Source organism: Kribbella sp. NPDC056951, from assembly GCF_042674205.1.
GTDB lineage: Bacteria > Actinomycetota > Actinomycetes > Propionibacteriales > Kribbellaceae > Kribbella > Kribbella yunnanensis.
Window position 1 is genome coordinate 22,811 of sequence record NZ_JBHUQZ010000002.1, and the last position, 26,284, is coordinate 49,094.

Genomic DNA, 26,284 nt, shown 5'->3' on the forward strand with positions numbered 1-26,284 from the left:
TCGCTAGTTCGCATGCACACTATCGTGCTCATGGCCCGGAGATCGCCGGTCCCTGACCGGTTGGCGACATCGCCCGCGCGGCCGTCGTGGCGGCCGCCGGCTGGGTGGGCGGCGGCGCCACGCCGGGGTTGAACTGCTGGGCCGTCGACCCGTAGTCGAGACCCTTCAACATGCTGGCCGGTACGCCGTTCTGGATCAGAGCGTCGGCGGTCTTCGCGGCGAAGTCGTCGTTCGGGCCCATCGTGTTGTACAGCTCGCGAAGGTCGACCCGGCCCTGAGCCATCAGGGCGATCCGGCCATCGAGACTGCCGAGTGCCGAGCCGAAGCCGCCGTCGCCCACCCCCGCTAGTCGCGCAGTACCGTCTCCCGGGTTGTAGACCGCGAGATAGAGCTGCTCGTTGTCATCGCGGTCGCGCACCGACACCAGCAGTGTCTGCCGCTGCTGCTGTGCCTGGGCCAGCGCCGTCACCAGTGGCCGATAGGGCTCGTGTACTTCGTTGCCGTTGGCATCCGTCGTCGTCTCCGAGGCCTCGATGTCTGGCCGGCCGAGTCCCTCCGGGGTGATCATCAGCCGGGCATCGGCGAGTGCGGCGTCGACGCTCGCGCCGGACTCCATCGCCTTCAGGGCGTCGAGGAACTCGTGCTTGAGCATCTTGACGTAGAACTGGCCACGCGCGGCGTCCGGAATCTCCTTGCTCCGCTTGGTTTTCGGCGTGCCCTGTCCGTTGTCGCGCAACTGGTCGATACCGACGTCGTAGCTCACCGGGATCCGGACCGTGACGACCTCGCCCTCCTCGAACTTGCTCGTCTCCAGCCGGGTGCCGTAGGCGTCGGAGGCCTGCTCCTTCACCTGCTCGCCGACCGAGCCGCCGACACTGACCGGACCGCCACCCACGCCCGCATTCACCGTGCCGGGACCGACGTGGCTCCCGGAGCTGCTCGAGCGAGCCGCGGTCTCGCGCCGCGAGACCGCGCCGGTCTGCGCGTCACCGATTGGATCCTCGACCAGCTGGAGGCCGGTCTTGTGGGCCTTGATCGTGACGCCGATCGTGGTCTGGCCGTTGCCGCGAGCAACCATCGGCGGCAGTCGCAGACCGTCGTCGCTGATCAGCTCGTGGAAATACGCCTTCATGGCCGTGGCCTTGAGATGACCCTCGAGCGCGCCGCGGTGCTCGGCGAACCCGGCCGGGCCGAGCACCCGGGGATCACTCAGCTCCGCGTCCAGGACGTCGTACAGCTGGTTGGTCCGCTCGTCGCCCAGGCCGTACGGCTGGGTGCTCTCGACGACGGCGCTCTCGGTGATCCGGATCGGCCGGTGCTCGGGCTGGTCGGCGAGTTGCGGACGGGTGCCGGGTTCCTTGAGGAGCTTCTTCGGGACGAGCAAGGTGAGCTCGGCCTGCAGTTGGCGCGGGGTGGCGGTGATCGAGACCTGGTCCGGCTTCGTCCGGTCCAGCTTCCAGCGCGCACTCGTGAGGGCGGCGGCGCCGGCATTCTGAATGCGGGTGACCTTCGAGGTGTAGACGATCGAGCGCTTCACTTCGGCCATGTCGAAGTGACCGGTGCGGTCGACGTTGACGTCCTGCTCGCTGCTGCCGGCCCCGGTGGTGCGGACGCGCTCGACCTTGCCGCCCACGTTGCCCGAGTCCCCGGCTGCCGCGCTACCGCCGACCTCTGCGGAGTACGCCGTACTGTGGCCGATCGACCGATCCTGGCTGTGATGGCGGTAGGCCTGGTCGAGACCGATCGCCTCGACACCGGAGATCTCGGGCGTGCCGTCGACGGTGTACTCGCCGATCATCTCCGCGGTGAGCTGCACCTCGTAGAGATCCGGGCGCTGCTGTCCCTCGATCGGCACTTCGATCGTCGCGACGAAGCCGCGGGCGCCGAGCATGTTCTCGAGCTCACCCTGATGCGCATCCGCGGCCAGGTTGACCCGTAGCGCCGGGGCGAGCAGCTTGCTCTCGGTCAGTACACCGGGCGCGATCTCCTCGAACTGCGGCCGGACGAGCTCGAAGAGATCCACCGGTTCGCCGTCCGGACCGAGCACGGTGAGCTGGTCGATCTGCGCCGACGCGATGCTGTCCTGGTACGCCGGTCCTGGGTCGACTGCGCGTCGCTGAGCGGACAGTTTCTCGGTGGCGAGCAGGCGCTCCTCGACCGTCGCGGTCTGGTTGGTCGTCGGCATTCCGGCGTTCTCGAACACCTTCGCGGCCAACTGCTCGTGGTCGTGCTCGGCGGCCAGCCCGGTGGTGACGCCGGCCCGGTCGAGCTCGTACCGACGGAGGAAGCCCATCGCGGTCTGCGGATCCATCGTCACGCGGTCGTGCAGGTAGCGCTCGGCGACATCGGCCACGACCGGCAGCGGCAGATCGAGCTCTCGCTTCGCGTAGAGCGCGAGGGCGCGGCGCTCGGCCATCGCCTTCTGCGCAAGGCCGTCATCGAGCTGGACGGTCTGGACGACGGCGCCGGAGGAGTCGAGGATGTCCGCCTCGAGCTCGTAGCGTTCGAGGAACTCGTAGTGCGTGCCGGTGTTGACCAGCAGCCACTCCTGGCCGGTCGCCCGGCTCACGGTCGTGGACTGCGAGGACCCGGCGTTTCGGCCGATGGAGCCCGAGCCGGCTGCCGACGACGCGTCGGCATCGGTCTGACCGCCGCCGCCCTCGGCGCCCAGCCCGCCCGAGGTCGACGTACCGGAGGTGAACGAGGCGTCGGTCAGGGTGAGGTTGATATTCGCGGTGTTCTGCTGGTTGACCGCCAGGAAGGTCTGGCTGACTGCGCGGCCGCGCAGGACGACCTTGTACTGCTGGGCCAGCGCACTGCGGTCCGCGATCGCCTCGGCCGGGTTCGCCGGCGGTGGCGTGATCACCATCGGGACCTCGAGGTTGCCGTTCATCCAGTCCGGATTCGCGACGAGGCTGTCCGAGGAGAAGGCGGCGTGCAGTTGCGCGACGGCGCTGGAGTCGGCCCGGAAGGCGGCGACCTCGGTGAAGATCTGGTCGGCCGGGTTCGCCGCGTCGACGGCGACGGCGATCGACGCGCGGACCGCATTGGCGTGCGGCGCTTTCGGCTGCGCCTCGATCACGGGCGCTTCGGCGCGCGTCAGGGACTGTTCGTAGTACAGGTCGACCGAACCGCGGACGTCGGCGATCGGCTTCTCCAGTCCGCGGTCGGTGCGCTCCGCGAACGTGATCCGGACGCCCTGCTCGATCTTGTCGAGCGGCTCGGTGCTCTCAGCGAGCACGACCCGGTTGACCCGGCGGCCGGACGTGGTGGTGATGCTGCGGCCGACTGCGTTCCGGTTGAGCTTGGCCCCGAACCGGCTCGTCAGCCCGCTCTGCCCTTCATCGGGCCCATCGCCGACAACAGCTCCGGCCGACAGCGGCAGGGCGGTCGACCTCGTCGTACTGCGACTGGTGGCGTCCGAGGTGATGCCGAGCCGCACCACGTTGCGCGCAGGCGTCGTACCGCGTCCGGTCTGGTCGTCGAAGTCCTGCTCGACGCCCAGGCGGAAGTGGCGGTAGTGCGGTGCCCGGCCGGTGCTTTGATCGACCAGAGTGACCGGCAGACCGCCTTGGCAGGCTTGGTTGATGCCCGCCTGGATTCGGTGGTCATCGACGTTGTCGATGATCCGCTGGTAGTTCGCCAGCTGACCAGCTCGCCGCAGCGGATCCTTCGGCAGTGCGTCCATGCGCGGCTGGTAGTCCGCGTCGAGTGGTGGCACCAGGCCCATCTGGCTCAGCGCCGTCAGGGCGTCCCGCTGAGCCTGTTCGGCACCCTGCAGGTTCTCGGCGAGTGCCTTGCCCGGACCGCGCAGCTGGTTCGGTCCGTTGCCCAGCCACGGCGGTACGGTCTGCGGGCCGGTCGGGGGTTCGGCATCGCCGCGCAGCAGTAGTCGGTCGTCCTGGTCGAACCGCAGGCTGCCGTCGTCCTCCCGCCGTACGGCGTCGGCCGAGGCAGGCCCCCCGGCCCGCAGCAGGTCGTTCTCGGTGACCCGGATTCGCGCCTCGCAGGTGTCTGCCACCACGATCGGCGCGGCCTCGCGGTCGGAGATCTTCCGCAGGGTCGCCCGGACCTCGAAGTCGACGATCACGCCCTGCGTCGGGCCGCGATCGCGATGGACCACCGGCGTGATGGCGGTGCTGCTGACGTTCTGGCCGCCGGAGCGGCTGACGCTGCGCCCGGCGGACGCATTGGGCACTCCGAACGCCGTCACGCCGGCTGTCGCGGTCATCGACGTGCCGTAGGACTCAGAGGCGTTCACTCCGGAGAAGTCGACCTCGACGCCCTCCTTGCCCACCTCGGTGCTGGGCTCGCCGCTGAGCGACGCGGTGCTCCACACCGGCTCGATCTCGATGGTGAGCTCGTACTCCGACCGCCCGTCGACCGAGATCGGCCGCGTGAGCCCACCGGGCTTGGTGAACTGGTGCAGCAGCCGGCTGGTGTCGCGGGTGACCATTACGTTCAGGTGGTCGTAGGCGACCCGGTCGAGGCCGTCCTCGCGGTCCCGCAGTTGCTTGGCCAGGCGGTCGCTGATGTCCTGTACACCGTTGATCCGGGTGACGGTGTGCGGCGGGAACTCCGGACTGCACTCGTCCGCCCGGCCCAGCTGCTCCAGCGTCACGATCTCCGTGGGCGCCTTGACGGTGTAGGCGCTGGGGATCCAGGTGAGGTGCTCTCCGGCGTCGACTGCTTCGACCGGCGACCAGTCTGCCAAGGGGGAGTTGCGGTACTCGACCAGCCACTTGCCCTGCGACCGGTAGAGCAGGGACTCGCCGTGCGCGTCGTCGACCTCGCCTTCCTGCTCATGCGTCGACAGACCGGACGACTGGGTGAAGGACTGTCCGCGGTTCACGTCCGCACGGGGTGCGGCGACCTGGCCGGCGGTGTGGACCGCGCTGCCGGGCGTCGCCAGCGCCATCACCGGCTGCAGATTCACACCGAACGACGTACTGGTCGAGTGGGTGTTCGACGTACCCATGCCTTGGCCGCCGGCGCCGATCCAGCCGTTCATCTGCTGGGCCAGGTCGTGGTCGCGGTCGACGACCTCGGTGAGGTCGGTCCGCTCGAACCGCAGCCGGACCTGACCGACCTTCTTGATGTCGTCGTCAGCGGCGCCACCGCCGACCGGGATCACCAAGCCGTCGTCCGACATCAGCAGCCGGTACTCGGCGGTCGGGATCGGGCGGGGAGCGTTCGGGTCGAGCCCGTGCGGTCCGCCGCGCTCCTGGATGATGCGGTTGATGTCGGCAACCGGAGCGAGCAGCGGCTCGCCAGTCGGTACGCCGGTCTCCAGCAGCTCGGGAGCCGGCAGGGCTCGCGCGCTGGCGGCCTCGTAGACCTCGACGCGGTCCGTTGCCTCATCGGCTAGCGCAGTGAGCTGCGCTTGAGGCGAGCCGGCGTCGATCGCGGTGAGCAGGTCGCGGTACCCGGTCAACGCGTGGGCGGCGTCCTCAGCCACCTGCCTGTAACCGGTCGCGAGCTCGGTGTGCCGGCCTGCTTTGTTGCCTGCAGCAACCGCCTGGACGCGGAAGACGCGAGCCCGTTCGGCGGCCCCAAGATCCTTGAGGGCTTCTTCGGTGACGGCCTTGCCTTCGAGATCGGCCGCGTCAGCCGTGGCCGCCACCGCCGTCGACACCTTGGTGTCGGCCTGCACGGTGAAGCCGGCGACGGCTGTCTCGAGCTCGTCGATCTGACGGACGACCTGCTCACGCAGGGCCGCGGGGGAGTTCGGCGTCGTCGATTCGGTCAGCAGTCGTTCCGCTGCGTGGCCGAGCTCGATCGCATCCGGCGCCGACCGGGCTTCGGGCGACCAGGGCAGCTCTGGCAGCGCACCACCGCGGCGCTTGAGGGCGCCGGCCAGACCTTCGATCTCGGTGCGGATCTCCGCCTTGCTGCGGGTGCCGTTCGGATCGCGCCACTCCTTGGCGAGCAGCTGGTACGTCGCATAGTCCGCGCGGGTCCGGATGTCGCGCTGCTCCACGCCGAAGCGGGCTCGCAGTCTCGCGAACATGCCGGTGGGCTCGGGCGTCGCGAGTTGTTGCGTCAGCTGGCTGATCTGGTGCGTCCAGACCTGGGCGAGCTGCCCGTCGGCCACGGTGGGCGAGATCCGCAGTACATGCGGGTCTTCCGCCGTACCGGCTGCGGTGCGGCCTTGGGCGAGCAGGGTGCCGACTGTGCGGTCGACCTCGACGCGCACGTACTGCGAGCCGTCAATCACTGCGAGTCCGGGGCCGGCGAGTGCTGGCGCGTCGGGCAGTTGTCCGAGGGCTGCCAGCGCGGAGTCGGGGGTCAACGCGGGTGCGTCGGCCGGGCGGCTGGTGGTGCCGGTGGCGCGGGTCAGGAAGCGGCGTCGGTGGAGGCGGTGCTGGGGCGGTGTCACCGCGGCCGGCGTACCGAGACTGCGTGCGGTCTGGCTGATCGCGGCGGCGCCGGAGACAGCCGCAGTCAGTGACGGCGGCCTGTTGGCGGCGGGGAGCGCGGCTAGTCGGGTAGCGGCTTCGGGGGAGGTCTGGGCGGCGCTGCGCAGGGCGACGCGCAGCATGGCGCGGGCCTCGTCGTGACGCGATTGGTCCAGTCCGGGCACTGTGAGCAGCCGGTCGAGCGCAGCGGCAGCGCCGAGGCCGGGCTGCTCGTCACGGTTCCGGGAGCGTGCGGCACCGAGCAGCGCTACCGCCTCGGCCAGCATCCGGTCGTCGTGCACCTTGTCGCTGGCCCGACTGGCGAGGTACGTCTGCAGGTCGGCGGTGACCCGCGCCGGGAGGACGTCGTACCGGCTGGTCAGCCAGACGCTGCCGTCACGGAGTGGGACAGCAGTGGGCCAAGCGATTCCCAATGCGGTGGAAATCGCCGTCCGGGCACGGCTCTGCGGGTCGGGCACCACACCTCCGAAGGGTCGTCTGGCCGGGACGCTAGCAAACTTTCGGTTACTCGCCAGCTACTCGAAGCACCCGTTCTGTTAACGATTTACGCCTGTCGGCCTCCTAGGATCGACGCATGACCGAGCAGTTGGGATCCTCCGGGTGGACAGTGACCGAAGCGCGCGGAGTGATCGCGCAACTGCGGCACGTCGCCACCGAAGGCCCTGAGTACGACGGCGTCGAGCTCTTCCTCGCCCTGTCCGAGTACCTGGACCAGCTGTACGGCGGCCACGGCTTCGACGTCCTGCTGGTGGATCCGGAGCGCGCTGCGCTCGCCGGGGCAATTGGTGAGCAACGCTCACGACGCGCCGGAGCTGGAGAGCGGCTGGAACAGCCGGTGAACTCTGCTGTCACGCTGGCTGAGGGCCGTGCGCTCGCAGGTGCACTGGAAAGCGCAGAGGGCTGGCAACACCAGCTAGGACTGGCCTTACACGCGCTCTACACCTACCTAGACCAGTTGTACGGCGGACCGGGCGCATTCACCGAGCTTTTGACCTCTGAGGAGCGCAACCGGGTCGCGAGCGGGTAACAGCCCGCACCAGTTGGCGAGGATGGCACCTGGATGCCATTACGGTAGGCGCGTGAGTCTCTCGTCCTCCACGCGTACTCCTGCCCCCAACGCCCGCGGTACGGGCCGGTCGGCGGGCGGTGGTACGAACCGCCTCCCGAACAGCCGAGAGCGCCGCCCGGCCCTGGCCGCCTTGGCGGTGATCTTGATCCTGCTCGGCGCCGCCGGCTCCGCCCTCATCGCCCTGAACAGCGGCAACCGCGAGGGCTATGTCGCCATTAGCGTGAAAGAGCTCCCACCTGGCCACAAGCTCGTCGAGAAGGACCTGGGCAACGGTGACCTGGCCGGTGCGACCGATGCGCTGATCAAGTGGTCCGACCGGAGCAAGTACATCGGTCAGTACACGACCACCTGGCTGTACCAGGACCAGTACCTGACGCCGGCGAACCTGTCCGCCGATGCGCCGACCCCGAGCGGCGGGGCGCAGGTCGGTGTTGTCCTCGACGCCGGTCGGGCTCCGTCCGACGGTCTGGCCGAAGGCGACGTCGTACAGGTGGTGCGGGTGCCGACTGCCAACCAGGACAGCGTCGGTCCGGCCACGCTCGTCTCCGCTGCTGTAGTGACGGCCTCTGCCGGCGGTGTCGTCGCAGACAAGGGCTCCACCGTCAACACGCTGAACGTCAGCATCCTGGTCCCGACCGGCAAGGCGACCGCTGTCGCTGCTGCGGCGGCCTCGAAGACGCTGGTGTTGGTGAAGCTCAACCCGGCGACCAAGCCCGACGTACCGCGTACCAACGGGGACGGCTGATGGCACTCGTAGCTCTTGCGAGTGCCAAAGGGTCTCCCGGTGTCACCACTGCCGGTCTGGTGCTGGGGGCGCTCTGGCCGCGGCAGGTGCTGCTGGCCGAGTGCGACCCGTCCGGTAGCGACGTAGCGATCCGGATGACCGCACCTGGTGGTACTCCGCTCAACTCCGACCGCGGTCTGGTCAGTCTGGCCGCTGCGAGCCGCAAGGGCCTTGGTGACGAGGTCATCCACGCTCACAGCCAGCAGCTCGACGGTGGGCTCGACGTCCTGCTTGGTGTGCGTTCGCCTGAGCAGGTCGGCGGCATGGGCGGTCTGTGGCATCCCCTGGGAATCACGTTCAACCAGCTGCAGCAGGCCGACGTACTGGCTGACTGCGGACGCATCGGCGCCACCTCGCCGCAACTGCCGGTCATCCAGTCCGCACGGCTCATCGTGATGGTCTGTACGGCGACTGGTTCGTCCGTGGCGCATCTGCGTGAGCGAATGGGCGCACTGGTGCACCACGTCGACGCGCAGCTCGGTGTGATCGTCGTGGCTGATCCGAAGCGTCGTGACGGCGTGAAGCAGGTGTGGTCCGTTCTGGACGCCATGTCGGTGCCGGTGCGCAACAGGTGGCACCTGGCGTACGACCCGGTCGGTGCGGCGTTCTTTGATGGACGCGGGCACGGCCGGCTCGAGAAGACCCAGCTGATCCGCTCCGCGACCGACATCACCGCCGAAATGGCCGCACTGGTCGCAGCGCCGCACGACTTCGACATGGCCCAGGCCGCCTTCCCTTTGCAGGGTGAGCGATGACGGCTGATCAGGAACTGGTCCGCCGCCTGCGTTCCCAGGTGGCCGATCGGCTGAACGAACAGCGCCGTCGGGACCAGGTGAACGGCGTACCGCCGATGAGCGCCGAGGACGAGCGTGAGTACGCCCGGTCGCTGATCGTGCAGGTGCTGGAGGACCACGCCCGCTACGAGCTGGCCGAAGGCCGGACGCCGCCGACTCCGGATGACGACGCGCAGATCGCCGGTGCCATTCACTCGGCGCTGTTCGGGGTCGGGCGGCTGCAGCCGCTGATCGACGACCCTGAGGTCGAGAACATCGACATCAACGGCTGCGACCAGGTCTTCGTCCAGTACGGCGACGGTCGCGAGGAGATGCCCGGTCCGGTCGCCGAGAGCGATGAGGAACTGGTCGAGCTGATCCAGGTGCTGGCCGCCCACGCGGGTCTGACCAGCCGCCCGTTCGACTCGGCGAACCCGCAACTCGACCTGCGCCTGCCGGACGGCTCGCGACTGTCCGCGGTGATGGGCGTGACGTCCCGGCCCGCGGTCTCGATCCGGCGTGCACGACTTGGCCGGGTGTTCCTGCGCGATCTGGTGGCCAACGGCACCTTCTCCGATGACGTCGGTCAGTTCCTGCGCGCCGCCGTACTGGCTCGGAAGAACATCATGATCGCCGGAGCGACCAACTCCGGGAAGACCACGATGCTGCGCGCACTCGCCAACGAGATCGCCCCGCACGAGCGGCTGATCACCGTAGAGCGCTCTCTGGAGCTCGGTCTCGGTGAGTTCAAGGAGCTGCACCCGAACGTGGTCGCGTTCGAGGAGCGGCTGCCGAACTCCGAGGGCGTCGGCGCGGTTCCGATGGCCGACCTGGTTCGCCGTTCGCTGCGTATGAATCCGTCGCGCGTCATCGTCGGTGAGGTGCTCGGCGACGAGATCGTCACGATGCTGAACGCGATGAGCCAGGGCAACGACGGCTCGCTGTCGACGATCCACTCGAACAGCTCGATGGAGGTGTTCAACCGAATCAGCACCTACGCCATCCAGGCGACCGAGCGGCTGCCGATGGAGGCCACCCAGATGCTGATCGCCGGTGCCCTCGACTTCGTGGTCTTCGTGCGCAAGCAGAACGACTACCAGCACGGCGGCGGCCTGAGCCGGTACGTCGAGAGCATCCGCGAGGTCACTGGTTGGGACGGCCGGGTGCTGTCCGGCGAGGTCTTCGCGCCCGGACCGGACGGTCGGGCTGCGGCGCACGCTCCGATCGCCTGCATGGACGAGCTCGAGTACTACGGGTACCAGCCCGTCGTACACGGAACGTGGGCGTGACGAGATGAGCGACGAGACTCTGTTGGCCCTGCTCTGCGGAGCGGTTGTCGGTGGTGCGGTTCTGCTGCTGATCGTCGCGATTCGCGGTACCGAGCCGCGCGACGAGACCCCGTCGATGTTCCGCCGTGGCGGGAACGCGGATAGCCGGAAGAACCTGATCCGATTCGGCGTCGGGGTCGGCGTCGGCCTCGTCGTACTGGCGGTGACTCGTTGGCTGGTGCTTGCTGCCGCGCTTGGCTTGCTTGCTGCGTTGGCCGATCGCTTCTTCGGCGGTACCGGTGAGGAGCGGCGGGCCATCGAGCGACTTGAGGCGCTGGCCACCTGGACCGAGGCGCTGCGCGACACCATCGCCGGCGCGGTCGGTCTGGAGCAGGCCATCCCCGCGACCGCGGTGAACGCGGCCCCCGCGATCAAGCCCGGCCTGAACCTGCTGGTCGACCGGCTGCGGATCCGCGAACCGTTGCCCTCGGCACTTATGCGGTTCGCCGACGACCTGGATGACCCGTCCGCCGACCTGATCGTGGCGGCCCTGGTACTGAACGCGCGGCTGCGTGGTCCCGGTCTGCGCGAGGTGCTCAGCGCGCTGGCCGACTCGGCCCGCGAGGAGCTCGACGTACGGCGAAAGGTCGCAGCCGAACGGCGGTCGACGCGGCGCTCGGTGCAGGTGGTCGTCGCGATCACGCTGCTCGTCGCGGCCGCGCTGGTGCTGTTCAACCCGGCGTACGTGGCGCCGTACACGAGCTTCATCGGACAGTTCGTGCTGTTCATCGTGATCGCGCTCTACGCGGTCGGCCTGGTGTGGCTGCGGCGCCTGGCCAAGATCGAGGTACCGGAGCGGTTCCTGATCGGTGGCACGCAGAAGCGTTCGGGCGAGGAACGGATGGAGGTGGTGGGCGGATGATGTGGGCCTTCTTCACCGGTGCGCTGGTGGGACTCGGCGCGTACCTGTTGGTGCGGATGCTGATCCGGCCGCGGGCCAACGTGCTCTCGACGATCGCGCGGATCGACGCCGGTCGCGGCGGTGGTGGTGCCACCACGAGCGCCGCCGGAGAGCGCGTTCTCGGCGGTCTCGACAAGGCGCGGCACACGCTCGGCCAGCGGCTCGAGGCCGAGGCGAACGCGCGCGGCTGGGCCTTCGGCAAGCTGCGCCGCGACCTCGCGGTGATGAACCAGCCGTTCGCCGCGATGCTGGCCACCAAGGTGTTCTTCGCGCTCGGCGCGATGATCTTCATCCCGTTCGTGCTGTTCGCGTTCACCGCGCTCGGCTTCGGCGCACCCGGTGCGACACCGGCCATCGTCACGCTGGCCGCGATGGCCTTCGCGTTCTTCCTGCCGGACCTGGCACTCCGCCAGGAGGCCGAGGCGCGGCGACGGGACTTCCGGCACGTGGTCGGCAGCTTCCTCGACCTGGTCGCGATGAACCTGGCCGGCGGCCGCGGTCTGCCCGAGGCGCTGATGACGGCCTCCACCATCGGCGACCACTGGGCGATGGCGCGGATCCGGCAGGCGCTGGCCAACGCGCGCCTGATCGGCATCACGCCGTGGGACGCGATGGCCCGCCTGGGTGAGGACCTGGGCGTCGAGGAACTGCGGGACCTGGCGTCGGCGCTCGCGCTGGCCGGTGACGAGGGCGCGAAGATCCGCGCCTCGCTGCTGGCCCGGGCCGCGTCGCTGCGCCGCAAAGAGCTTGCCGATGTGGAAGGCAAGGCGGGTGAGCGGTCGCAGTCGATGCTGGTCGCCCAGCTGGTGATGTGCGCGGCGTTCATGCTGTTCCTCGGATTCCCGGCCGGGATCGCGATCCTGGGCAGCTGAAAGCGGGTAGGGATCCGTTCGGCGGAACTGTCCGTCGTACCAGGCATACTGAGGCCAGCCCCGGCCTCATGAGTTGGAAGGCATGCGAATGAACACCGAACTGCAGTTCTGGCGGGCGATGACCGGTTACGCCGTCGCCCGGGCGCACGCCCAGCGGGCGCGGGCCAAGCAGGGCCGCACGGAGCTCGGCGCCTCCGCACTGGAGTGGGCCATCATCTCGGCGATCCTGGTCGCGGCCGCGCTGGCCATCGGCCTCGTGGTGCGGCGTGTCATCGACAAGCGCACCGGCGAGATCGAGAACGGCTGACCCATCGTGCCGGTCCGCCCCCCGACCGCCGCGCGCGCCCGCCGGCGCCTCAGACGCAGGTCCGAGCGTGGGGCGAGCTCACTCGAGCTCGCCATCCTCGCGCCGACGATCATGGCGCTGATCTTCGTCTCGATCCAGACGGCGCTCTACCTGTACGGCCGCTCGGTCGCGCTGAACGCCGCCCAGGAAGGCGTTTCCCGGCTGCGGCTGGTGCAGCCGCCGGTGTACAGCCCGGCGGTGGGGGAGAAGGTCCGGGTCGACATCGAGTCGTACGTCAACCAGCTGGCCGGCACGACACTGCAGAACGCGACGGTGGCATCACCGGCGTACAACAATCCTCCTGGCATGGTCTCGTTCACCGTGAGCGGTGACACCGTCTCACTGGTCCCCGGGCTCGAGCTGCACGTGGAGCGGACGGCGACCGGACCGATCGAGCAGTTCGAGGCCGACAAGTGAGGCGGCCTCAGATTCGCGGGGACCGCGGCACGATGGCGCTCGAGATGGTGGTGCTCGCGCCGATCCTGCTGCTCCTGTTCATGTTCCTGCTCGCCGCCGGCCGCTACTTCCAGACAACAGCCCTGGCAGAGTCCGCCGCCCGCGACGGCGCCCGGGCCGCCAGCATGTCCCGCTCCCAGACCGACGCCCAAGCCCGCGTCAACGACGCCGTCACCCGCACCATGGGCCAAGCCGTCAAGTCCTGCAAGGAATCCGCCACCGGCGTCATCACCACCACCCTCGCCGCCGGCACCCCCCTGTCCGTCGAGGTCACCTGCACCATCGACTACCGCGACCTCAGCTTCCTGGGCCTGGGCGGCGACACCACCATCACCAAACGCTTCACCTCCAGCGTGGACCCGTACCGAGGAGTCCGCGATGGCTCCTGACAACCACCGCTCCCGCATCGTCGACTTCTTCCGCATCGATGCCCCCGGCAACCACCGCGTCTTCCCCCGCGGCGCCCTCAGCCCGGCGGTCGCCATCCTCGCGGTGATGATCTTCACCCTGGCCGGCCTCGTCATCGACGGCGGCCGCCAACTAGGCGCCCGCTCCCGAGCCGTCGGCTACGCCCAAGAAGCCGCCCGCGTAGGTGCCGCCACCATCCAGCTCAACACCGCCGAAGCCAAGATCGACACCGCCAAAGCCGCCATCGCCATCGCCGACTTCTGCGCCCAGGTCTCCTCCAACGACCCCACCGTCACCTCCTGCGCCCCCACCAAACTCACCACCGACCAGGTCGACATCGCCGTAGGCATAGCCAACAAAACAACCTTCCTAGGCCTCATCGGCAAATCCACCCTAAAATCCACCGGCACCGGCACCGCCCACGCCGAACAGGGTGTTGAGAAGGCCAACGACAGCCCGACGATCCCGCCGATCTTCGTCAGCACTGGTCCCCAGGGGCCCGGCGCAACGATCTCGAGTACGGCGGTCCCGCCGACCCTCGACGTACCGTGCCCGAAGTGGACGATCGGCTCACCGACCCCGATCTGGACCCTGGACCCGCCGATCCCGTTCCCGGCCACCTGCACGCCGAGCATCACGCCCACGCCGAGCCCCACCGACGGCGAGCAAAGCTCGAAGCCCCCGACCAGCCCGGTGACCAGCAAGCCCCCGGGCGGCGGCGCCCCGGCTGGCATCGAGCCGCCGCAGAACTCCCTCCCACCAAGCCTCGGACGTTAAGGACCATGACCGTGCGTAGTGCTCCTCTGACGGTCGCCGCCCTGGCCGGCGTAGCCCTGCTGGCCGCCTGCGGCGGCAACTCGAACGACGGCGGCCGCCCGGTCCCCGTCGGCGGCTCCGAGTCGTCGAGTACGCCGACGCCGTCCGCCGGTAGTTCGACGCCACCGAGCACCGCGCCCACGAAGGAGCCGAGCGCTCCCACGTCGACGGCGCCCAAGAACGTGAACGTCATCGTCGTTCCGGGGAACTTCGCGAGCACCCCCGCCGTCCAAGGGCTCGTGCAGTCACTGCCGCTGTACTACGAAGCACTGGTCACCAAGAACGTGGACATCGTGAAGAACAAGTTCCCTGCTTACTTCTACGCGGACGCCGGTCAGGTCATCGTCGATGCCAAGGTCAACGGGTGGGTGATGAAGCCGCCAGGCAGCGTTGTGGTGCGCGGGTTCTCGAATCAGCCGCTCGGCGTGGTGCGGGTGAAGACCTGCCGGTCGCAGAAGACGCAGTACTGGAACCCGAAGGCCAAGGCCTGGACGCTGGTGGCACCCGGTGGTCAGCCGCAGGCCATCGACATGATCAAGACCGGCCTCGGCTGGCGGCCGTACCGGATCGGGCCGTCGAGCGGGATCAGCTGTGCGGGGGTCAAATTCCCGGCCTAGTCCGGAATATGAGGTTCCGAAAAGGTGACGGGAGACCGGATAACGGGCACGATGCCCTCGGCCGACGATAATCTGCCGCTAGGACTACTCTCTGGAGTGAGGATGCGCAATCGCGTGGGACGCGGGCTGATCGCCCTGGGCACCGTGCTCACGCTGCTGATTTTCCCTGGCGTCACCGCTGCCGTCGCAGGCGGCGGCGAGACCGTACAGCAGGGGACTCGCAGCTGCAGCATGTACGTGAACTCCATCGGCTTCGGCGCCTGGTGCAGCAACGGCCAGGTGACCTACGGGAGTGGCCAGCCCATCCCGACCTGGAAGCAGCGCCTCGGCAACAACGTGTTCATCCCGTGCCGCGACCTGGATGTGCCGCAGGGGATCACGTTGCCCGCAGCGCCCGAGGGCAAGGAGTGGCGGCTGCGGCTGACCATCGTCGACTACGACCTGGACACCAAGGACGGCGGCGGCGAGGTCCACATCGAGCGCGCGATCGTGCCGGTCGGCGCGGACGAGCGGAACCAGTGCCCGCGGCGCGGCTACATGGACGAGTTCTGGGACGAGTTCCACAACAGCTATCCGGACCCGGTGCTGCAGATCAAGCCGACGTACACGCCGCGCGTGAACGTTCCGGCGTACTTCTCGCTGACTCCGGACACCTCGTACATCCTGAAGAACCAGTCCCGGCCGGACTACCAGGACATGTACTGGGGCGGTAGTCACGACTTCGTGATGCGCGGGCTGGTCGGCAAGATGATCGTCGATCCGGGCGACGGCACGCCGCCGTTCACCTGCCCGATGGGCGTGGTGCCGGCCGGTGACACCGACGGGTACGACGAGAACAGTGACCCGTTCACCCAGATGAGTACGTGCAGGCACACCTACAAGAAGTCGAGTGCCAGTCAGCCGGACGGGATGTACACGGTCAAGCTGACGATCACCTGGGACGTGTCGTACTGGGTCGGCCCGCCGGACTGGAAGTACCTCGCGTCGGCGGAAGTGCACGCGGTGCAGCGGTTGCCTGTGCAGGAAGTGCAGGCTATCGGTGGGTGACGTGGTGGGGACGGGGACGGAGGAGCGAGCATGGTGAAGACCGGTGAGCCGGTTCGGTCGGCGCGGTTGCCGCAGCAGCGGTCGGCCAGTCCGGGTGCGGATCGGCTGAAGGGGTTCGTGGCGCTGCTGGCGATCGTGGCGATCGTCGGTGGGGTGCCTTATGTGCTCCTGCGCTTCTTCGGGACGCCGTGGCCGGACCAGATGCCTAAGTGGAACGTGCTGTTCGATGAGCTGGACATCCGGGCGGTGCTCGGGATCTTCGCGTTCATCATCTGGGTGGCGTGGCTGCACTTCGTGGTCTGCCTGCTCGTCGAGGCCGTGTCCGAGATTCGCGGTCATGGGTTGTCGCCACGGATTCCGCTCGGTGGCGGTTCGCAGACACTTGCTCGTCGGCTGATCTCTACCGTCGTACTGATCGCCGGCGCGGCCAGCGTGAGCCTGCCTGTCGCCAGCGCAGTCACCACCAGCCCGGGCACGGTTCCGACTTCGGTTTCCGTCGTCCAAGGCGGCGAGCACGAGTCCGGTTCCTCGTTCCGGCAGACCGAGCAGCGGAGCAGTGTGCTCTCCGGTTCTGCACAGCAAGGGACGAAGACGACGACCGGCGTACGGACGAACAACGACCAGAAGGGTCAGGTCGTCAAGTACACGGAGGTCCGGCCGCCGCATGGGCGGAACTACGACTGCCTGTGGGATATCGCCGAGCGGTACCTGGGCGAGGGCCGGCGGTACAAGGAGATCTACGACCTCAACAAGAACAAGCTGCAGCCGGACGGCCGCCGTCTCACCAACCCGGATCTGATCATGCCGGGCTGGCAGGTGCGCCTGCCTGCTGACGCCAAGGGTGCCGGCGTGCACACGGTTCGGGTGAACATCGACCAGCCCGGCAAGACCCAGGAGGTCAAGCCGACGGTCAAGCCCACCAAGACGGTGACGAAGACGAACCCGGTGGTCAAGCCGACCAAGGTCGCGACCCCCGAGCAGGGCGGCCGTTGGGCCGAGCAGGGGATCGAGCCCGGCTCGGGCGTCACGATCGGCAGCGTCGCGGGCGACCCGGGTGCGAAGAACATCAAGCCGGGCGACCCGAACACGGGGACGCCGGCGCACGACCCGAAGGTGGGGGAGTCACAGCCGGGCGATCCGGCCGCGGGTGGTACCAAGGTGCCCGAGGTTGTGCCGGTTGCAGCCGACCAGGGCTTCGATCTGACCCAGGCCGGCATCTACGGCTTCGGCGGGACGCTGCTCGCCGCCGGTCTCGCGCTGGCGCTGAAGCGCCGCCGGGGCTGGGCGCAGGGCCCGGGCCCGAAGGCGGCCGGTCACCGACAGACCGAGGTCGGTCTGCGGCTGGCTTCCGACATCCCGACCGCGCAGTTCGTGGACGCCGCACTGCGTCAGCTCGGCGCGGACATGGCCAAGTCCCAGCGACCGATGCCGAAGGTCGTCGCCGCCCTGGTGACGACCAGCGCGCTCACGCTGGTTCTCGACCCGTACGAGGCTCAGGCTGCGCCTCCTGGCCCCTGGCAGGCCATTGCCGAGGGCACCCGCTGGACGCTGCGCCGCGCGTACGCCCCGACCGGCGAGATCACCGCGCCGGCGCCGTACCCGACGCTCGTCACCATCGGTCAGAACGCCGACGGCGCGACCGTGCTCGTCGACCTCGACACCGCGAACGGCATCGTCAGCTTCGGTGGCGTCAACTCCGCCGCGCGCGACGTGGTCGGTTCGCTGGCTGTCGAGCTCGCGACGAACCTGTGGTCCGAGGGTGCGCACGTGAGCATGGTCGGGTTCGGCGATGACCTCTCGTCGCTGGCTCCCGGCCGCCTGAGCTACTGGGTCCGGCTGGACGCTGCGCTCGCCGAGGTGAGCCGTCGTACCGACGCTCAGGTCCAGGCTTGCGAACGGCGGAACGTCGCTTCGGTCGCCGAGGCCCGGACCGCTCACCCGGACTCGGTCTTGTGGGGTGCGGAGATCATCTTCGTCTCGGCCCCGCCGTCGGCGGAGGAGCAGGACCTGCTGAACCGGCTCGCCGCCGATCAGAAGCGTGGCATCGCGGTCGTCGTGGTCGGCGACGTGATGAACTCGCCGTGGCGGTTCGTCGTCGACGAGAAGAACCAGGCCGTCTGCCGCCTGCTCGGCCTCGAGGTCGAGGCCCACACGGTCACGCCGGAGCAGGTCAGCGAGCTGGTCGCCCTCTTCGACGCCGCCGAGTCGGACGCGCTCGACAAACGCCGTACCGAGCAGAACATGCCGGCGTACGAGTTCTCGACCACCGACCTGAGCCTGCCCGCGCCGGTCGAGGTCGACCTGCTCGGTCCGGTCGAGGTGGACGCCCGCGGTCCGATCGACGACGGCCGCGTCGCACTCTCCACCGAGATCATTGCCTTCCTGGCCAGCCAGGACTACGGCGTCCACCCGAACGTCCTGGCCGGCGCCATCTGGCCGCGCGGCATCAGCGACGAACTGCGTGACTCCGCCCTGGAGCACACCCGCCGCTGGGTCGGCAACGACGCCATGTACGCCGACGAGTCCGGCCGCTGGATGCTGAACCGCAGCATCGTCCGCGTCGACTGGGACGTCTTCCGCACCCTGGCCAAGCAGTCGACGATGCAAGAGGACCCGAGAGCAGCCCTCTCCACCGCCCTCAGCCTCGTCCACGGCCCCGCCTGGGCCGACATCCCAGCCGGCCGCTACTCCTGGCTGGCCGCCTCCGGCATCGAACGCCGCATGGTCGAGGCAGTGGTCGACGCAGCCCTCAAGCTCGCCGAAGCCTCCCTCACCCACAACGACGGCCAAACCGCCCGCACAGCCCTCCAGACCGGCCTCAGCTTCTCCCCGGCCTCCGAGGACCTCTGGCGAGCCACCCTCCGCCTGGCCGCCCACTTCGGCTCCACCCAAGACGTCACCAACGTAGCCACCCAGCTCTACGCCGCCCTCTCCAAACACGGCGGCCCCCGAGGCCCGGAGTCCGAAACCGACGCCCTGGTCGACGAACTCCTCCCCGGCTACCACCGCCCCGCCCAGGTCGCCTGACCTCCAAACAGAAACCGCCCTGCACCGGATTGGTGCAGGGCGGTTCTCGTACGGCGGGTTACAGGGTGCTGGCGGACCAGGTGTCGCAGGCGGTCATGTCGCCGGAGTCCAGGCCGGTCTTGAACCAGCGCATGCGTTGTTCGGCGGTGCCGTGGCTGAAGGACTCGGGGTTGACCTGGCCTTGGGTTTTGGACTGGATGCGGTCGTCGCCGACGGAGGCGGCGGCGTCTAGGCCGCGGGTGATGTCGTCCTCGGTGAGTTCGAGGATGAAGGGTTTGCCGTTCTTGTTCGGGACCGTGGTGGCGTGGTTGGTCCAGATGCCGGCCAGGCAGTCGGCTTGGAGCTCGGAGCGGACGGAGTCCGAGGTGGGGCCGGTGCGGGTCTTGATGCGGCCGAGGATGCCGTAGAGGTTCTGGATGTGGTGGCCGTACTCGTGGGCGATCACGTAGGCCTCGGCGAAGTCGCCGCCTTGGGCGCCGAGCTCGGTCTCGAGGGTCTTGAAGAAGCCGAGCTCCAGGTAGACGCGCTTGTCGGGCGGGCAGTAGAAGGGGCCGACCGCGCTGGTGGCGGGGCCGCAGCCGGTGCTGACCTGGCCTTCGAAGACGCGCATGGGGGCGGGAATGTACTTCTTGCCGCGGCGGGGGAGTTCCGTGGACCAGAAGCCCTCGATGGAGTTCTGGTCGGCCACGAAGCGGCAGTCCTTGCTCGTGGTGACGTTCTTGCAGGCGTTCAGGCTGCCGGGGCCGGTGTTCCGGCTGGTGGGTTCGCCGGTGCCGTCGCTGCCGAGGCCGGGGATGCCGCCGTTCAGCAGGACGATGATGACGAGCAGGATCAGGCCGCCGATGCCGCCGCCGACCGGAATCATGCCGCCGGGCAGCCCGCCGCCGCGTCCACCGCCACTGCCGCGGGTGTCCTCGATACCGCTGGTATCGAGATCCGCGTCCGGATTGAATTTCACAAGCATTAGACTAGACCTCAGAGCGAGGGTTGTTGCCGTGTCGTGACTCCGCGCCGCCGACCGCTACACCGACCCCTGAGGACACCTGCCACCGCGATGATTACTGCTTCCAATCTCGAGGTACGCGTTGGTGCTCGGCAGTTGCTCTCCCCGGCGTCGTTCCGGGTGGGGCCGGGCGACAAGGTCGGGCTGGTCGGGCGCAATGGCGCCGGTAAGACGACGTTGACCAAGATCCTGGCCGGTGAGGGGTTGCCGGCGAGCGGGTCGGTGACGAAGTCGGGCGAGATCGGGTATCTGCCGCAGGACCCGCGGACAGGGGACCTCGACGTACTGGCGCGGGACCGGATTCTGTCCGCTCGTGGGCTGGATGAGGTTGTGCACCGGATGCGCAGCGCGGAGAAGTCGATGGCCAGCGCGGACGAGAAGACGCGCGCGAAGGGGATGCGGCGCTACGAGCGGGCCGAGGCCGAGCTGCATGCAGCCGGCGGGTACGCCGCTGAGTCGGAGGCCGCTCGGATCGCGGCGAACCTGGGCCTGCCGGATCGCGTACTGGGGCAGCCGCTGGGCACGTTGTCGGGTGGTCAGCGGCGGCGGGTCGAGCTGGCGCGGATCCTGTTCGCGCAGGCGGAGACGCTGCTGCTCGACGAGCCGACCAACCACCTCGACGCGGACTCGATCGTCTGGCTGCGCGACTTCCTCAAGTCGTACGCCGGTGGCGTGATCATGATCAGCCACGATGTGAACCTGCTCGAGGAGACAGTCACCCGGGTCTTCCACCTGGATGCGAACCGGGCCGAGATCGACGTCTACAACGTCGGCTGGAAGGTCTACCTGACACAGCGCGAGCAGGATGAGCGCCGTCGTAAGCGGGAGCGCTCGAACGCCGAGAAGAAGGCCAGCCAGCTGGTCGACCAGGCGAACAAGATGCGTGCCAAGGCGACCAAGGCCACGGCTGCGCAGCAGATGCTGAAGCGTGCCGAACAGTTGATGTCGGGGCTCGAGGACGAGCGTCGTTCGGACCGCGTCGCGAAGATCGCGTTCCCGTCGCCGGCGCCGTGCGGCAAGACGCCGTTGATGGCGAAGGAGCTGTCGAAGTCCTACGGCTCGCTGGAGATCTTCACCGATGTCGACCTGGCGATCGACCGCGGTTCGCGCGTCGTCGTACTGGGGCTGAACGGTGCCGGCAAGACCACGCTGCTGCGGGTGCTGTCCGGGATCGAGAAGTCGGACACCGGCGAGGTGATCGACGGACACGGCCTCAAGCTCGGGTACTACGCCCAGGAGCACGAGACCCTGGATGTGAACCGGACGGTCATCGAGAACATGAAGACCGCCGCCCCGGATCTCAACGAGACCCAGGCGCGCAGCGTGCTCGGCGCGTTCCTGTTCTCGGGCGACGACGCCGACAAGCCGGCGAGTGTGCTGTCCGGTGGCGAGAAGACCCGGCTGGCGCTGGCCACGCTGGTCGTCTCGGCAGCCAATGTCCTGCTCCTCGACGAGCCCACCAACAACCTGGACCCGGCGTCGCGTGAAGAGGTGCTGAACGCGATCCGCTCGTACAAGGGCGCGATCGTGCTCGTCACCCACGACGAGGGCGCGGTGCAGGCGCTGGAGCCGGAGCGCGTGCTGCTGCTCCCGGACGGCGTCGAGGACCTCTGGACCAACGACTACGCCGATCTGGTCTCGCTCGCTTAATTACTGTGCAGTAATGTACGCCGCATGACTGATCTCGGACTGCGGTTCTCGGTGGATGGCCCGGTGGCGCGCGTCGTACTGGACCGGCCGGAGGTGCGCAACGCGCAGACCCCGGCGATGTGGCGCGCGCTGGCCGACTTCGGCCGGTCGCTGCCGGACGACGTCCGGGTGGTCGTGCTGTCGGGGGAGGGCCAGTCGTTCTCGGCGGGTCTGGACCGGCGGCTCATCATGGGTGAGAACGACCAGGGCGAGGAGCCGCTGCTCGCCCTCGGGGCGAAGCCGACCGAAGAGGTCTACGAGATCGTCGCCGAGTTCCAGGCGGGCTTCTCGTGGCTGCGGAACCCGAACATCATCAGCATCGCGGCGGTCCAAGGTCACGCGGTCGGCGCTGGTTTCCAGCTCGCGCTCGCCTGCGACCTGCGGGTCGTCACCCCGGACGCCCGCTTCAGCATGCGTGAGCCGGCGCTCGGGCTGGTGCCTGACCTCGGCGGCACGCAACCGCTGGTCCAGCTCGTCGGGTACTCGAGGGCCCTCGAGATTTGCGCGACCACCCGCTGGGTCGAGGCGGCCGAGGCCAAGGAGATCGGCCTCGCGAATATCGTCGTACCGGCTGAGGAGCTGGCGGCGACCGTCAAGGACCTGACCGACGCCGTACTGACGCCGCTCGCCGGTGCGATCCGTGAGACGAAGGCGCTGCTGCTCGGTGCCGCCGATCGCTCGTACGCCGATCAGCTCAAGGCGGAAGGCGCAGCGCAGGAGCGTCGGCTGAAGGAGCTGCTGGCCGTCTTCGGGTGATCAGTGCCAGTTGCTGACCTGTACGTCGTTCGGCGCGGGCTCGCCCGTGCCGGTCTCGACGAGGTGCTTCAGGCTCATGAGGAACGTCGCCCACTTCGTGCTGCAGTGGAACATGAACGGCACGACCTCCCGCCAGCCCTCGTGCCGGAACATGATGATCGCGAAGTCCTCCTCCTGATGGAGGTCGAAGCGGACGTGCGTGCCGATCCATTCCTCCGGACCGTCGACGACCTCCCAGCGGACGAGCTTGCCGGGCTCGGTCTCCACCACCAACATGTCGAACCCGCCGGCCTCGCCGAAGCGGAACTGGATCGTGCCGTCGGCGGTGACCTTGGTGTCCTCGGTCCACCAGGCGGCGAGCCCGTCGATGGAGTCGAGGGCCTTGTACACGTCGTCGACCGAACCGACGACGCCGACTCTGTGCAGAATATCCACCATGTCCTTTACCTCTTCCGTGTCTTCTGGATGGTTTCCGCCATCCGCTTGATGCGTTGCAGGCGGCCGTCCCAGGCGTCGCGGACGGTCGAGAGTTGCGCTACCGCGCGGGCCAGCTGGTCTTCGTCGACCGTGTAGACGCGTTCGCGTCCGGCGGTCGTGGCGTGCACGAGCCCGATCCGTTCCAGTACGCCGAGATGCTTCGCGACTGCCTGCCGGGTGACCGGCAACCGGTCGCTGAGCGAGGTCGCCGTACCGCCGCCGGAGGCCAGCAGGAGGTCGAGCATCTCCCGCCGGGTCGGGTCCCCGATGGCGGACCAGAGCTCGTTGTCGACGGCCATTACGCGCCGGCAACCCGCGCGGCGTACGGCGTCAGCCGGGGCAGGAAGTAGTCCCAGCCGCTGGTGTGGTCCTTGAACTCGTCGTCCGAGCGGCCGGCCTCGTCGAACCCGGTCTCGGCGAACCGCAGCAGCGTGCCGTCGCCATCCGGGATCAGGTCGAAGGTCGCGAGCAGCGAGTTGGCCGCACTGGCCGCCTCGTCCACCGGGTGCGCCCAGCGGAACGAGAAGCGCCGCGGCGGGTCGGCCTCGACAACGGTCAGCGGTACGACGTTGTCCGTGCCGAACGAGACGGTGCCGATCGAACCGGGGGAGGCCTTCACGTCGGCCTCGTCCGGCCACCACTCGCGGAGGTGCTCCGGCGTACTGATCACCTCGTAGACGACCTCCGGGGAGGCGTCGATCCGGAGTTCACGTGTAATGCTTCGCGTCATCGGTTCCACCGTTTCTTTCGCAACCTTTTGTTGCACATGACTCTAGGGGAACCGGCGGCAATGCGCAACCGATGGTTGCAGGTCGGAAGAACCGCGCGACCTGAAGTGTTGTGCAGGTTCAACAGGGAGGAGTCCGGATGTCGGGCATGGGCGGCGGGATGCCGATGGGTGGCGCCAGCTGGCGGCGGATGGACTCGTCGGTCAAGGACCAGAAGCTGGCCAAGGGGACGTTGCGGCGGATCGCCGCGTTCGCGAAGCCGTACAAGTGGCAGATCACGTTGTTCCTGCTGCTGGTGATCGTGGCGGCGGTCCTGGTGATCGCCTCGCCACTGTTGTTCAAGAAGATCGTCGACGACGGGATCATCAAGGGGAACGGCGGTCTGGTGACCGCGCTCGCTCTGGTGGTCGCCGGGCTCGCGGTGGTCGAGGCAGCGCTCGGGCTGATGCAGCGCTGGTTCTCGGCGCGGATCGGTGAGGGGTTGATCTTCGACCTGCGTACCAAGGTGTTTGCGCACGTCCAGCGGATGCCGGTTGCCTTCTTCACCCGGACCCAGACCGGCGCGCTGGTCTCGCGGCTGAACAACGACGTGATCGGCGCCCAGCAGGCCTTCACCTCAACGCTGTCGGGCGTGGTCTCGAACGTGATCAGCTTGATCCTCGTCGTCGGCGCGATGCTCGTGCTGAGCTGGCAGCTGACCCTGGTCGCGATCCTGTTGCTGCCGGTGTTCCTGATCCCGGCGCGCATCCTCGGCCGGCGATTGGCCGCGATGACGCGCGAGCAGATGAACCTCAACGCCGCCATGTCGACGTCGATGACCGAGCGGTTCAGCGTCGGCGGTGCGCTGCTCGTGACGCTCTTCGGACAGCCCTCGATCGAGAACCGTGAGTTCGGTCAGCGCGCTGGTCAGGTGCGCGATCTCGGGATCCGGATCGCGATGCTCGGCCGGGTGTTCTTCACCGCGCTGACTCTGGTCGCGGCGCTGGCCACAGCCCTCGTGTACGGCGTCGGTGGCAACCTGGCCGTTCGTCAGACTCTGACCGTCGGGACCCTGCTCGCGCTGGTTGCGTTGCTCGGTCGTTTGTACGGTCCGCTGACCGCGTTGTCGAATGTGCGCGTCGATGTGATGACCGCGCTGGTCTCCTTCGAGCGCGTCTTCGAGGTGCTGGATCTGGAGCCGATGATCCGGGACGCGCCGGATGCCAAGGACCTGCCGCGCGACGCGGCGAGTGTCGAGTTCGACCATGTTGCGTTCTCTTATCCGACCGCCGAAGAGGTGTCCCTCGCGAGCCTCGAGTCGGTCGCCGTCCTCGACAAGCGCGCATCGGCTCAGGTGCTTGAGGACGTCAACTTCGTCGTACAGCCTGGTCAGATGGTCGCGCTCGTCGGCCCATCCGGTGCCGGCAAGACCACGATCACGAACCTGGTCGCCCGCCTGTACGACGTCAGCGGGGGAGCCGTGCGGATCGGGGGAGCCGACGTACGTGATGTGACGTTGCAGTCGCTGCACGATCGGATCGGGTATGTCACGCAGGACGCGCACATGTTCCACGACACGATCCGCGCGAACCTGATCTACGCCAAGCCGGATGCGACCGATGAGGAGATGATTGAGGCGCTGCGATCGGCGCAGGTGTGGGACCTGGTCGACTCGTTGCCGGACGGCCTGGACACGGTCGTCGGGGATCGCGGTCACCGGTTGTCCGGTGGTGAGCGGCAGCGGCTGGCGATTGCCCGGTTGTTGCTGAAGGCACCGCAGATCGTCGTACTGGATGAGGCGACCGCACACCTGGATTCGGAGTCCGAGGTGCATGTCCAGCAAGCGCTCGATACAGCGCTCGAAGGCCGGACGTCATTGGTGATCGCGCACCGGTTGTCGACGGTTCGCAACGCCGACCTGATCCTGGTCGTTGACCACGGCAACATCGTCGAACGCGGCACGCACGAACAACTGCTCACGCGCAACGGCGAGTACGCCGATCTGTATCACACCCAGTTCGCGGAGACCGCGCTACCGTTGACCTGACGCGTCAGGAACGGGAGGCAGCTGCGTGATCAAGCTGGCGCTTGTCCTTGTTGCGGGGTACGCGGGCTACAAGGTCGCCTACCACTCCGAAGACGGTGAGCACTACGGCAAGGTCGGCGACCGCGTACTCCGCACGTCGCTGTCCTTGCTGATCGGTGCACTGGCCGCGGGGATCACCTACGCAGCCCTCCTGAACCACTAAGAGGCGTTCTCCTTCTGCGACGAGTGCTCAAGCAGATGCAGCACCGGAACCTTCAGATGCCGGCGAGCCGAGTTCGTCCAGTCCAAATGGAAGAACTCCGCCACCACATGCGGCCGCGTCAGAATCACAACCTCCTGACCCTTCGCCGCATCCACAGTCGCGATCAACGCATCGATCGGCCGCTCATGCGAGATCCCGCCCTCAGCCGTCTTCCCAAGATCACGCAGCCGCTGCACACTCCGCCCACTGCATCCCTTGGCCTCACTGTCGATCGCCTTCTGCGCCTCCGCCAGATCCTGCCGCTGAGTAGCCAACCCCGGCCCATACAAGTCGGCCGTCCCCAGAGCACTGATCGAAGCTTCCACCCCCGCCTCGGCGTTGTGACACGGCACCAGCACGTGGTACTTCACCTGATCAGGCATGTCCTCGTGCAGTTCGACCACACGCTTGGCGTCCGGCTCCGAGAGTTCCTGTTCCACGAGCAGTACGACGTCATACATCGCGCACCTCCGGTCACTACCAGTCGGTATGCACCCATAG

23 protein-coding genes are annotated in these 26,284 nt (G+C 68.3%); 17 read left to right on the top strand and 6 right to left on the bottom strand.

Annotated elements, in window-relative coordinates; all coding sequences use genetic code 11:
• Positions 1–28: 28 nt before the first annotated feature.
• Positions 29–6,877 (bottom strand): hypothetical protein, encoded by a 6,849-nt coding sequence (locus ACFTSF_RS07655; RefSeq protein WP_380153103.1) that lies wholly within the window; start codon positions 6,875–6,877, stop codon positions 29–31.
• 116 nt (positions 6,878–6,993) lie between these two features.
• Between ACFTSF_RS07655 and ACFTSF_RS07660 the strand changes: the two genes are divergently transcribed.
• The 13 genes from ACFTSF_RS07660 (at position 6,994) to ACFTSF_RS07720 (ending at position 18,863) form a co-directional block, all read left to right on the top strand.
• Complete coding sequence (locus ACFTSF_RS07660; protein WP_380153104.1) at positions 6,994–7,446, top strand: hypothetical protein; 453 nt, start codon at positions 6,994–6,996, stop codon at positions 7,444–7,446.
• Positions 7,447–7,498: 52 nt separating this feature from the next.
• On the top strand, positions 7,499–8,233 hold the full coding sequence (locus ACFTSF_RS07665; RefSeq protein ID WP_380153105.1) for a hypothetical protein: 735 nt from the start codon (positions 7,499–7,501) through the stop codon (positions 8,231–8,233).
• The gene (locus ACFTSF_RS07670; RefSeq protein ID WP_380153106.1) at positions 8,233–9,027 is read left to right on the top strand and encodes a hypothetical protein; all 795 of its coding nucleotides are present in this window, start codon (positions 8,233–8,235) and stop codon (positions 9,025–9,027) included. Before ACFTSF_RS07665 ends, ACFTSF_RS07670 begins: the two co-directional genes overlap by 1 nt.
• Entirely contained in the window at positions 9,024–10,334 is a 1,311-nt protein-coding gene (locus ACFTSF_RS07675) for an ATPase, T2SS/T4P/T4SS family (RefSeq protein WP_344146837.1), read from the top strand. The genes ACFTSF_RS07670 and ACFTSF_RS07675 overlap by 4 nt, the downstream gene beginning before the upstream one ends.
• Before the next feature lie 4 nt (positions 10,335–10,338).
• Positions 10,339–11,235 (top strand): type II secretion system F family protein, encoded by an 897-nt coding sequence (locus tag ACFTSF_RS07680; RefSeq protein ID WP_380153107.1) that lies wholly within the window; start codon positions 10,339–10,341, stop codon positions 11,233–11,235.
• Positions 11,232–12,146 carry a type II secretion system F family protein gene (locus tag ACFTSF_RS07685; protein WP_344146843.1) on the top strand — a complete coding sequence of 305 codons (915 nt, stop codon included), beginning with the start codon at positions 11,232–11,234 and terminating at the stop codon, positions 12,144–12,146. The genes ACFTSF_RS07680 and ACFTSF_RS07685 overlap by 4 nt, the downstream gene beginning before the upstream one ends.
• Positions 12,147–12,234: 88 nt before the next feature.
• Positions 12,235–12,453 (top strand): hypothetical protein, encoded by a 219-nt coding sequence (locus tag ACFTSF_RS07690; protein WP_132405931.1) that lies wholly within the window; start codon positions 12,235–12,237, stop codon positions 12,451–12,453.
• A 6-nt stretch (positions 12,454–12,459) separates the two neighbouring features.
• On the top strand, positions 12,460–12,909 hold the full coding sequence (locus tag ACFTSF_RS07695) for a TadE/TadG family type IV pilus assembly protein (RefSeq protein WP_380153108.1): 450 nt from the start codon (positions 12,460–12,462) through the stop codon (positions 12,907–12,909).
• Between the two features lie 32 nt (positions 12,910–12,941).
• Positions 12,942–13,337 (top strand): TadE/TadG family type IV pilus assembly protein, encoded by a 396-nt coding sequence (locus ACFTSF_RS07700; protein ID WP_344146855.1) that lies wholly within the window; start codon positions 12,942–12,944, stop codon positions 13,335–13,337.
• The gene (locus tag ACFTSF_RS07705; RefSeq protein ID WP_380153109.1) at positions 13,327–14,133 is read left to right on the top strand and encodes a pilus assembly protein TadG-related protein; all 807 of its coding nucleotides are present in this window, start codon (positions 13,327–13,329) and stop codon (positions 14,131–14,133) included. The genes ACFTSF_RS07700 and ACFTSF_RS07705 overlap by 11 nt, the downstream gene beginning before the upstream one ends.
• A gap of 11 nt (positions 14,134–14,144) precedes the next feature.
• Positions 14,145–14,789 (top strand): hypothetical protein, encoded by a 645-nt coding sequence (locus ACFTSF_RS07710; protein WP_380153110.1) that lies wholly within the window; start codon positions 14,145–14,147, stop codon positions 14,787–14,789.
• Between the two features lie 102 nt (positions 14,790–14,891).
• Positions 14,892–15,836, top strand: coding sequence for a hypothetical protein (locus ACFTSF_RS07715; protein WP_380153111.1), 945 nt, complete (start codon positions 14,892–14,894; stop codon positions 15,834–15,836).
• A 30-nt stretch (positions 15,837–15,866) separates the two neighbouring features.
• Positions 15,867–18,863: a BTAD domain-containing putative transcriptional regulator gene (locus ACFTSF_RS07720; RefSeq protein ID WP_380153112.1), complete on the top strand. Its 2,997-nt coding sequence runs from the start codon at positions 15,867–15,869 to the stop codon at positions 18,861–18,863.
• Between the two features lie 58 nt (positions 18,864–18,921).
• Here ACFTSF_RS07720 and ACFTSF_RS07725 read toward each other — a convergent pair whose 3' ends face one another.
• Positions 18,922–19,827, bottom strand: coding sequence for a neutral zinc metallopeptidase (locus tag ACFTSF_RS07725; RefSeq protein WP_380153113.1), 906 nt, complete (start codon positions 19,825–19,827; stop codon positions 18,922–18,924).
• A 90-nt stretch (positions 19,828–19,917) separates the two neighbouring features.
• Between ACFTSF_RS07725 and abc-f the strand changes: the two genes are divergently transcribed.
• Together abc-f and ACFTSF_RS07735 are read left to right on the top strand one after the other, a co-directional pair.
• Positions 19,918–21,516 (top strand): ribosomal protection-like ABC-F family protein, encoded by a 1,599-nt coding sequence (gene abc-f / locus ACFTSF_RS07730; RefSeq protein ID WP_344146874.1) that lies wholly within the window; start codon positions 19,918–19,920, stop codon positions 21,514–21,516.
• 24 nt (positions 21,517–21,540) lie between these two features.
• On the top strand, positions 21,541–22,311 hold the full coding sequence (locus ACFTSF_RS07735) for an enoyl-CoA hydratase/isomerase family protein (RefSeq protein ID WP_380153114.1): 771 nt from the start codon (positions 21,541–21,543) through the stop codon (positions 22,309–22,311).
• Here ACFTSF_RS07735 and ACFTSF_RS07740 read toward each other — a convergent pair whose 3' ends face one another.
• Genes ACFTSF_RS07740 through ACFTSF_RS07750 form a run of 3 tightly spaced genes read right to left on the bottom strand, consistent with a single transcriptional unit; the run spans position 22,312 to position 23,518 of the window.
• Entirely contained in the window at positions 22,312–22,749 is a 438-nt protein-coding gene (locus tag ACFTSF_RS07740; RefSeq protein ID WP_380153115.1) for an SRPBCC domain-containing protein, read from the bottom strand.
• Between the two features lie 5 nt (positions 22,750–22,754).
• Positions 22,755–23,087, bottom strand: coding sequence for an ArsR/SmtB family transcription factor (locus ACFTSF_RS07745; protein ID WP_380153116.1), 333 nt, complete (start codon positions 23,085–23,087; stop codon positions 22,755–22,757).
• Positions 23,087–23,518, bottom strand: a complete 432-nt coding sequence (locus ACFTSF_RS07750) for an SRPBCC domain-containing protein (RefSeq protein ID WP_380153117.1) — start codon at positions 23,516–23,518, stop codon at positions 23,087–23,089. The genes ACFTSF_RS07745 and ACFTSF_RS07750 overlap by 1 nt, the downstream gene beginning before the upstream one ends.
• A 146-nt stretch (positions 23,519–23,664) precedes the next feature.
• Between ACFTSF_RS07750 and ACFTSF_RS07755 the strand changes: the two genes are divergently transcribed.
• Positions 23,665–25,542 (top strand): ABC transporter ATP-binding protein, encoded by a 1,878-nt coding sequence (locus ACFTSF_RS07755; protein ID WP_380153974.1) that lies wholly within the window; start codon positions 23,665–23,667, stop codon positions 25,540–25,542.
• 25 nt (positions 25,543–25,567) lie between these two features.
• On the top strand, positions 25,568–25,744 hold the full coding sequence (locus tag ACFTSF_RS07760) for a hypothetical protein (protein WP_344146888.1): 177 nt from the start codon (positions 25,568–25,570) through the stop codon (positions 25,742–25,744).
• Here the strand turns inward: ACFTSF_RS07760 and ACFTSF_RS07765 are convergent.
• Positions 25,741–26,244, bottom strand: coding sequence for a hypothetical protein (locus tag ACFTSF_RS07765; protein ID WP_344146891.1), 504 nt, complete (start codon positions 26,242–26,244; stop codon positions 25,741–25,743). The genes ACFTSF_RS07760 and ACFTSF_RS07765 overlap by 4 nt on opposite strands.
• Positions 26,245–26,284 lie beyond the last annotated feature (40 nt).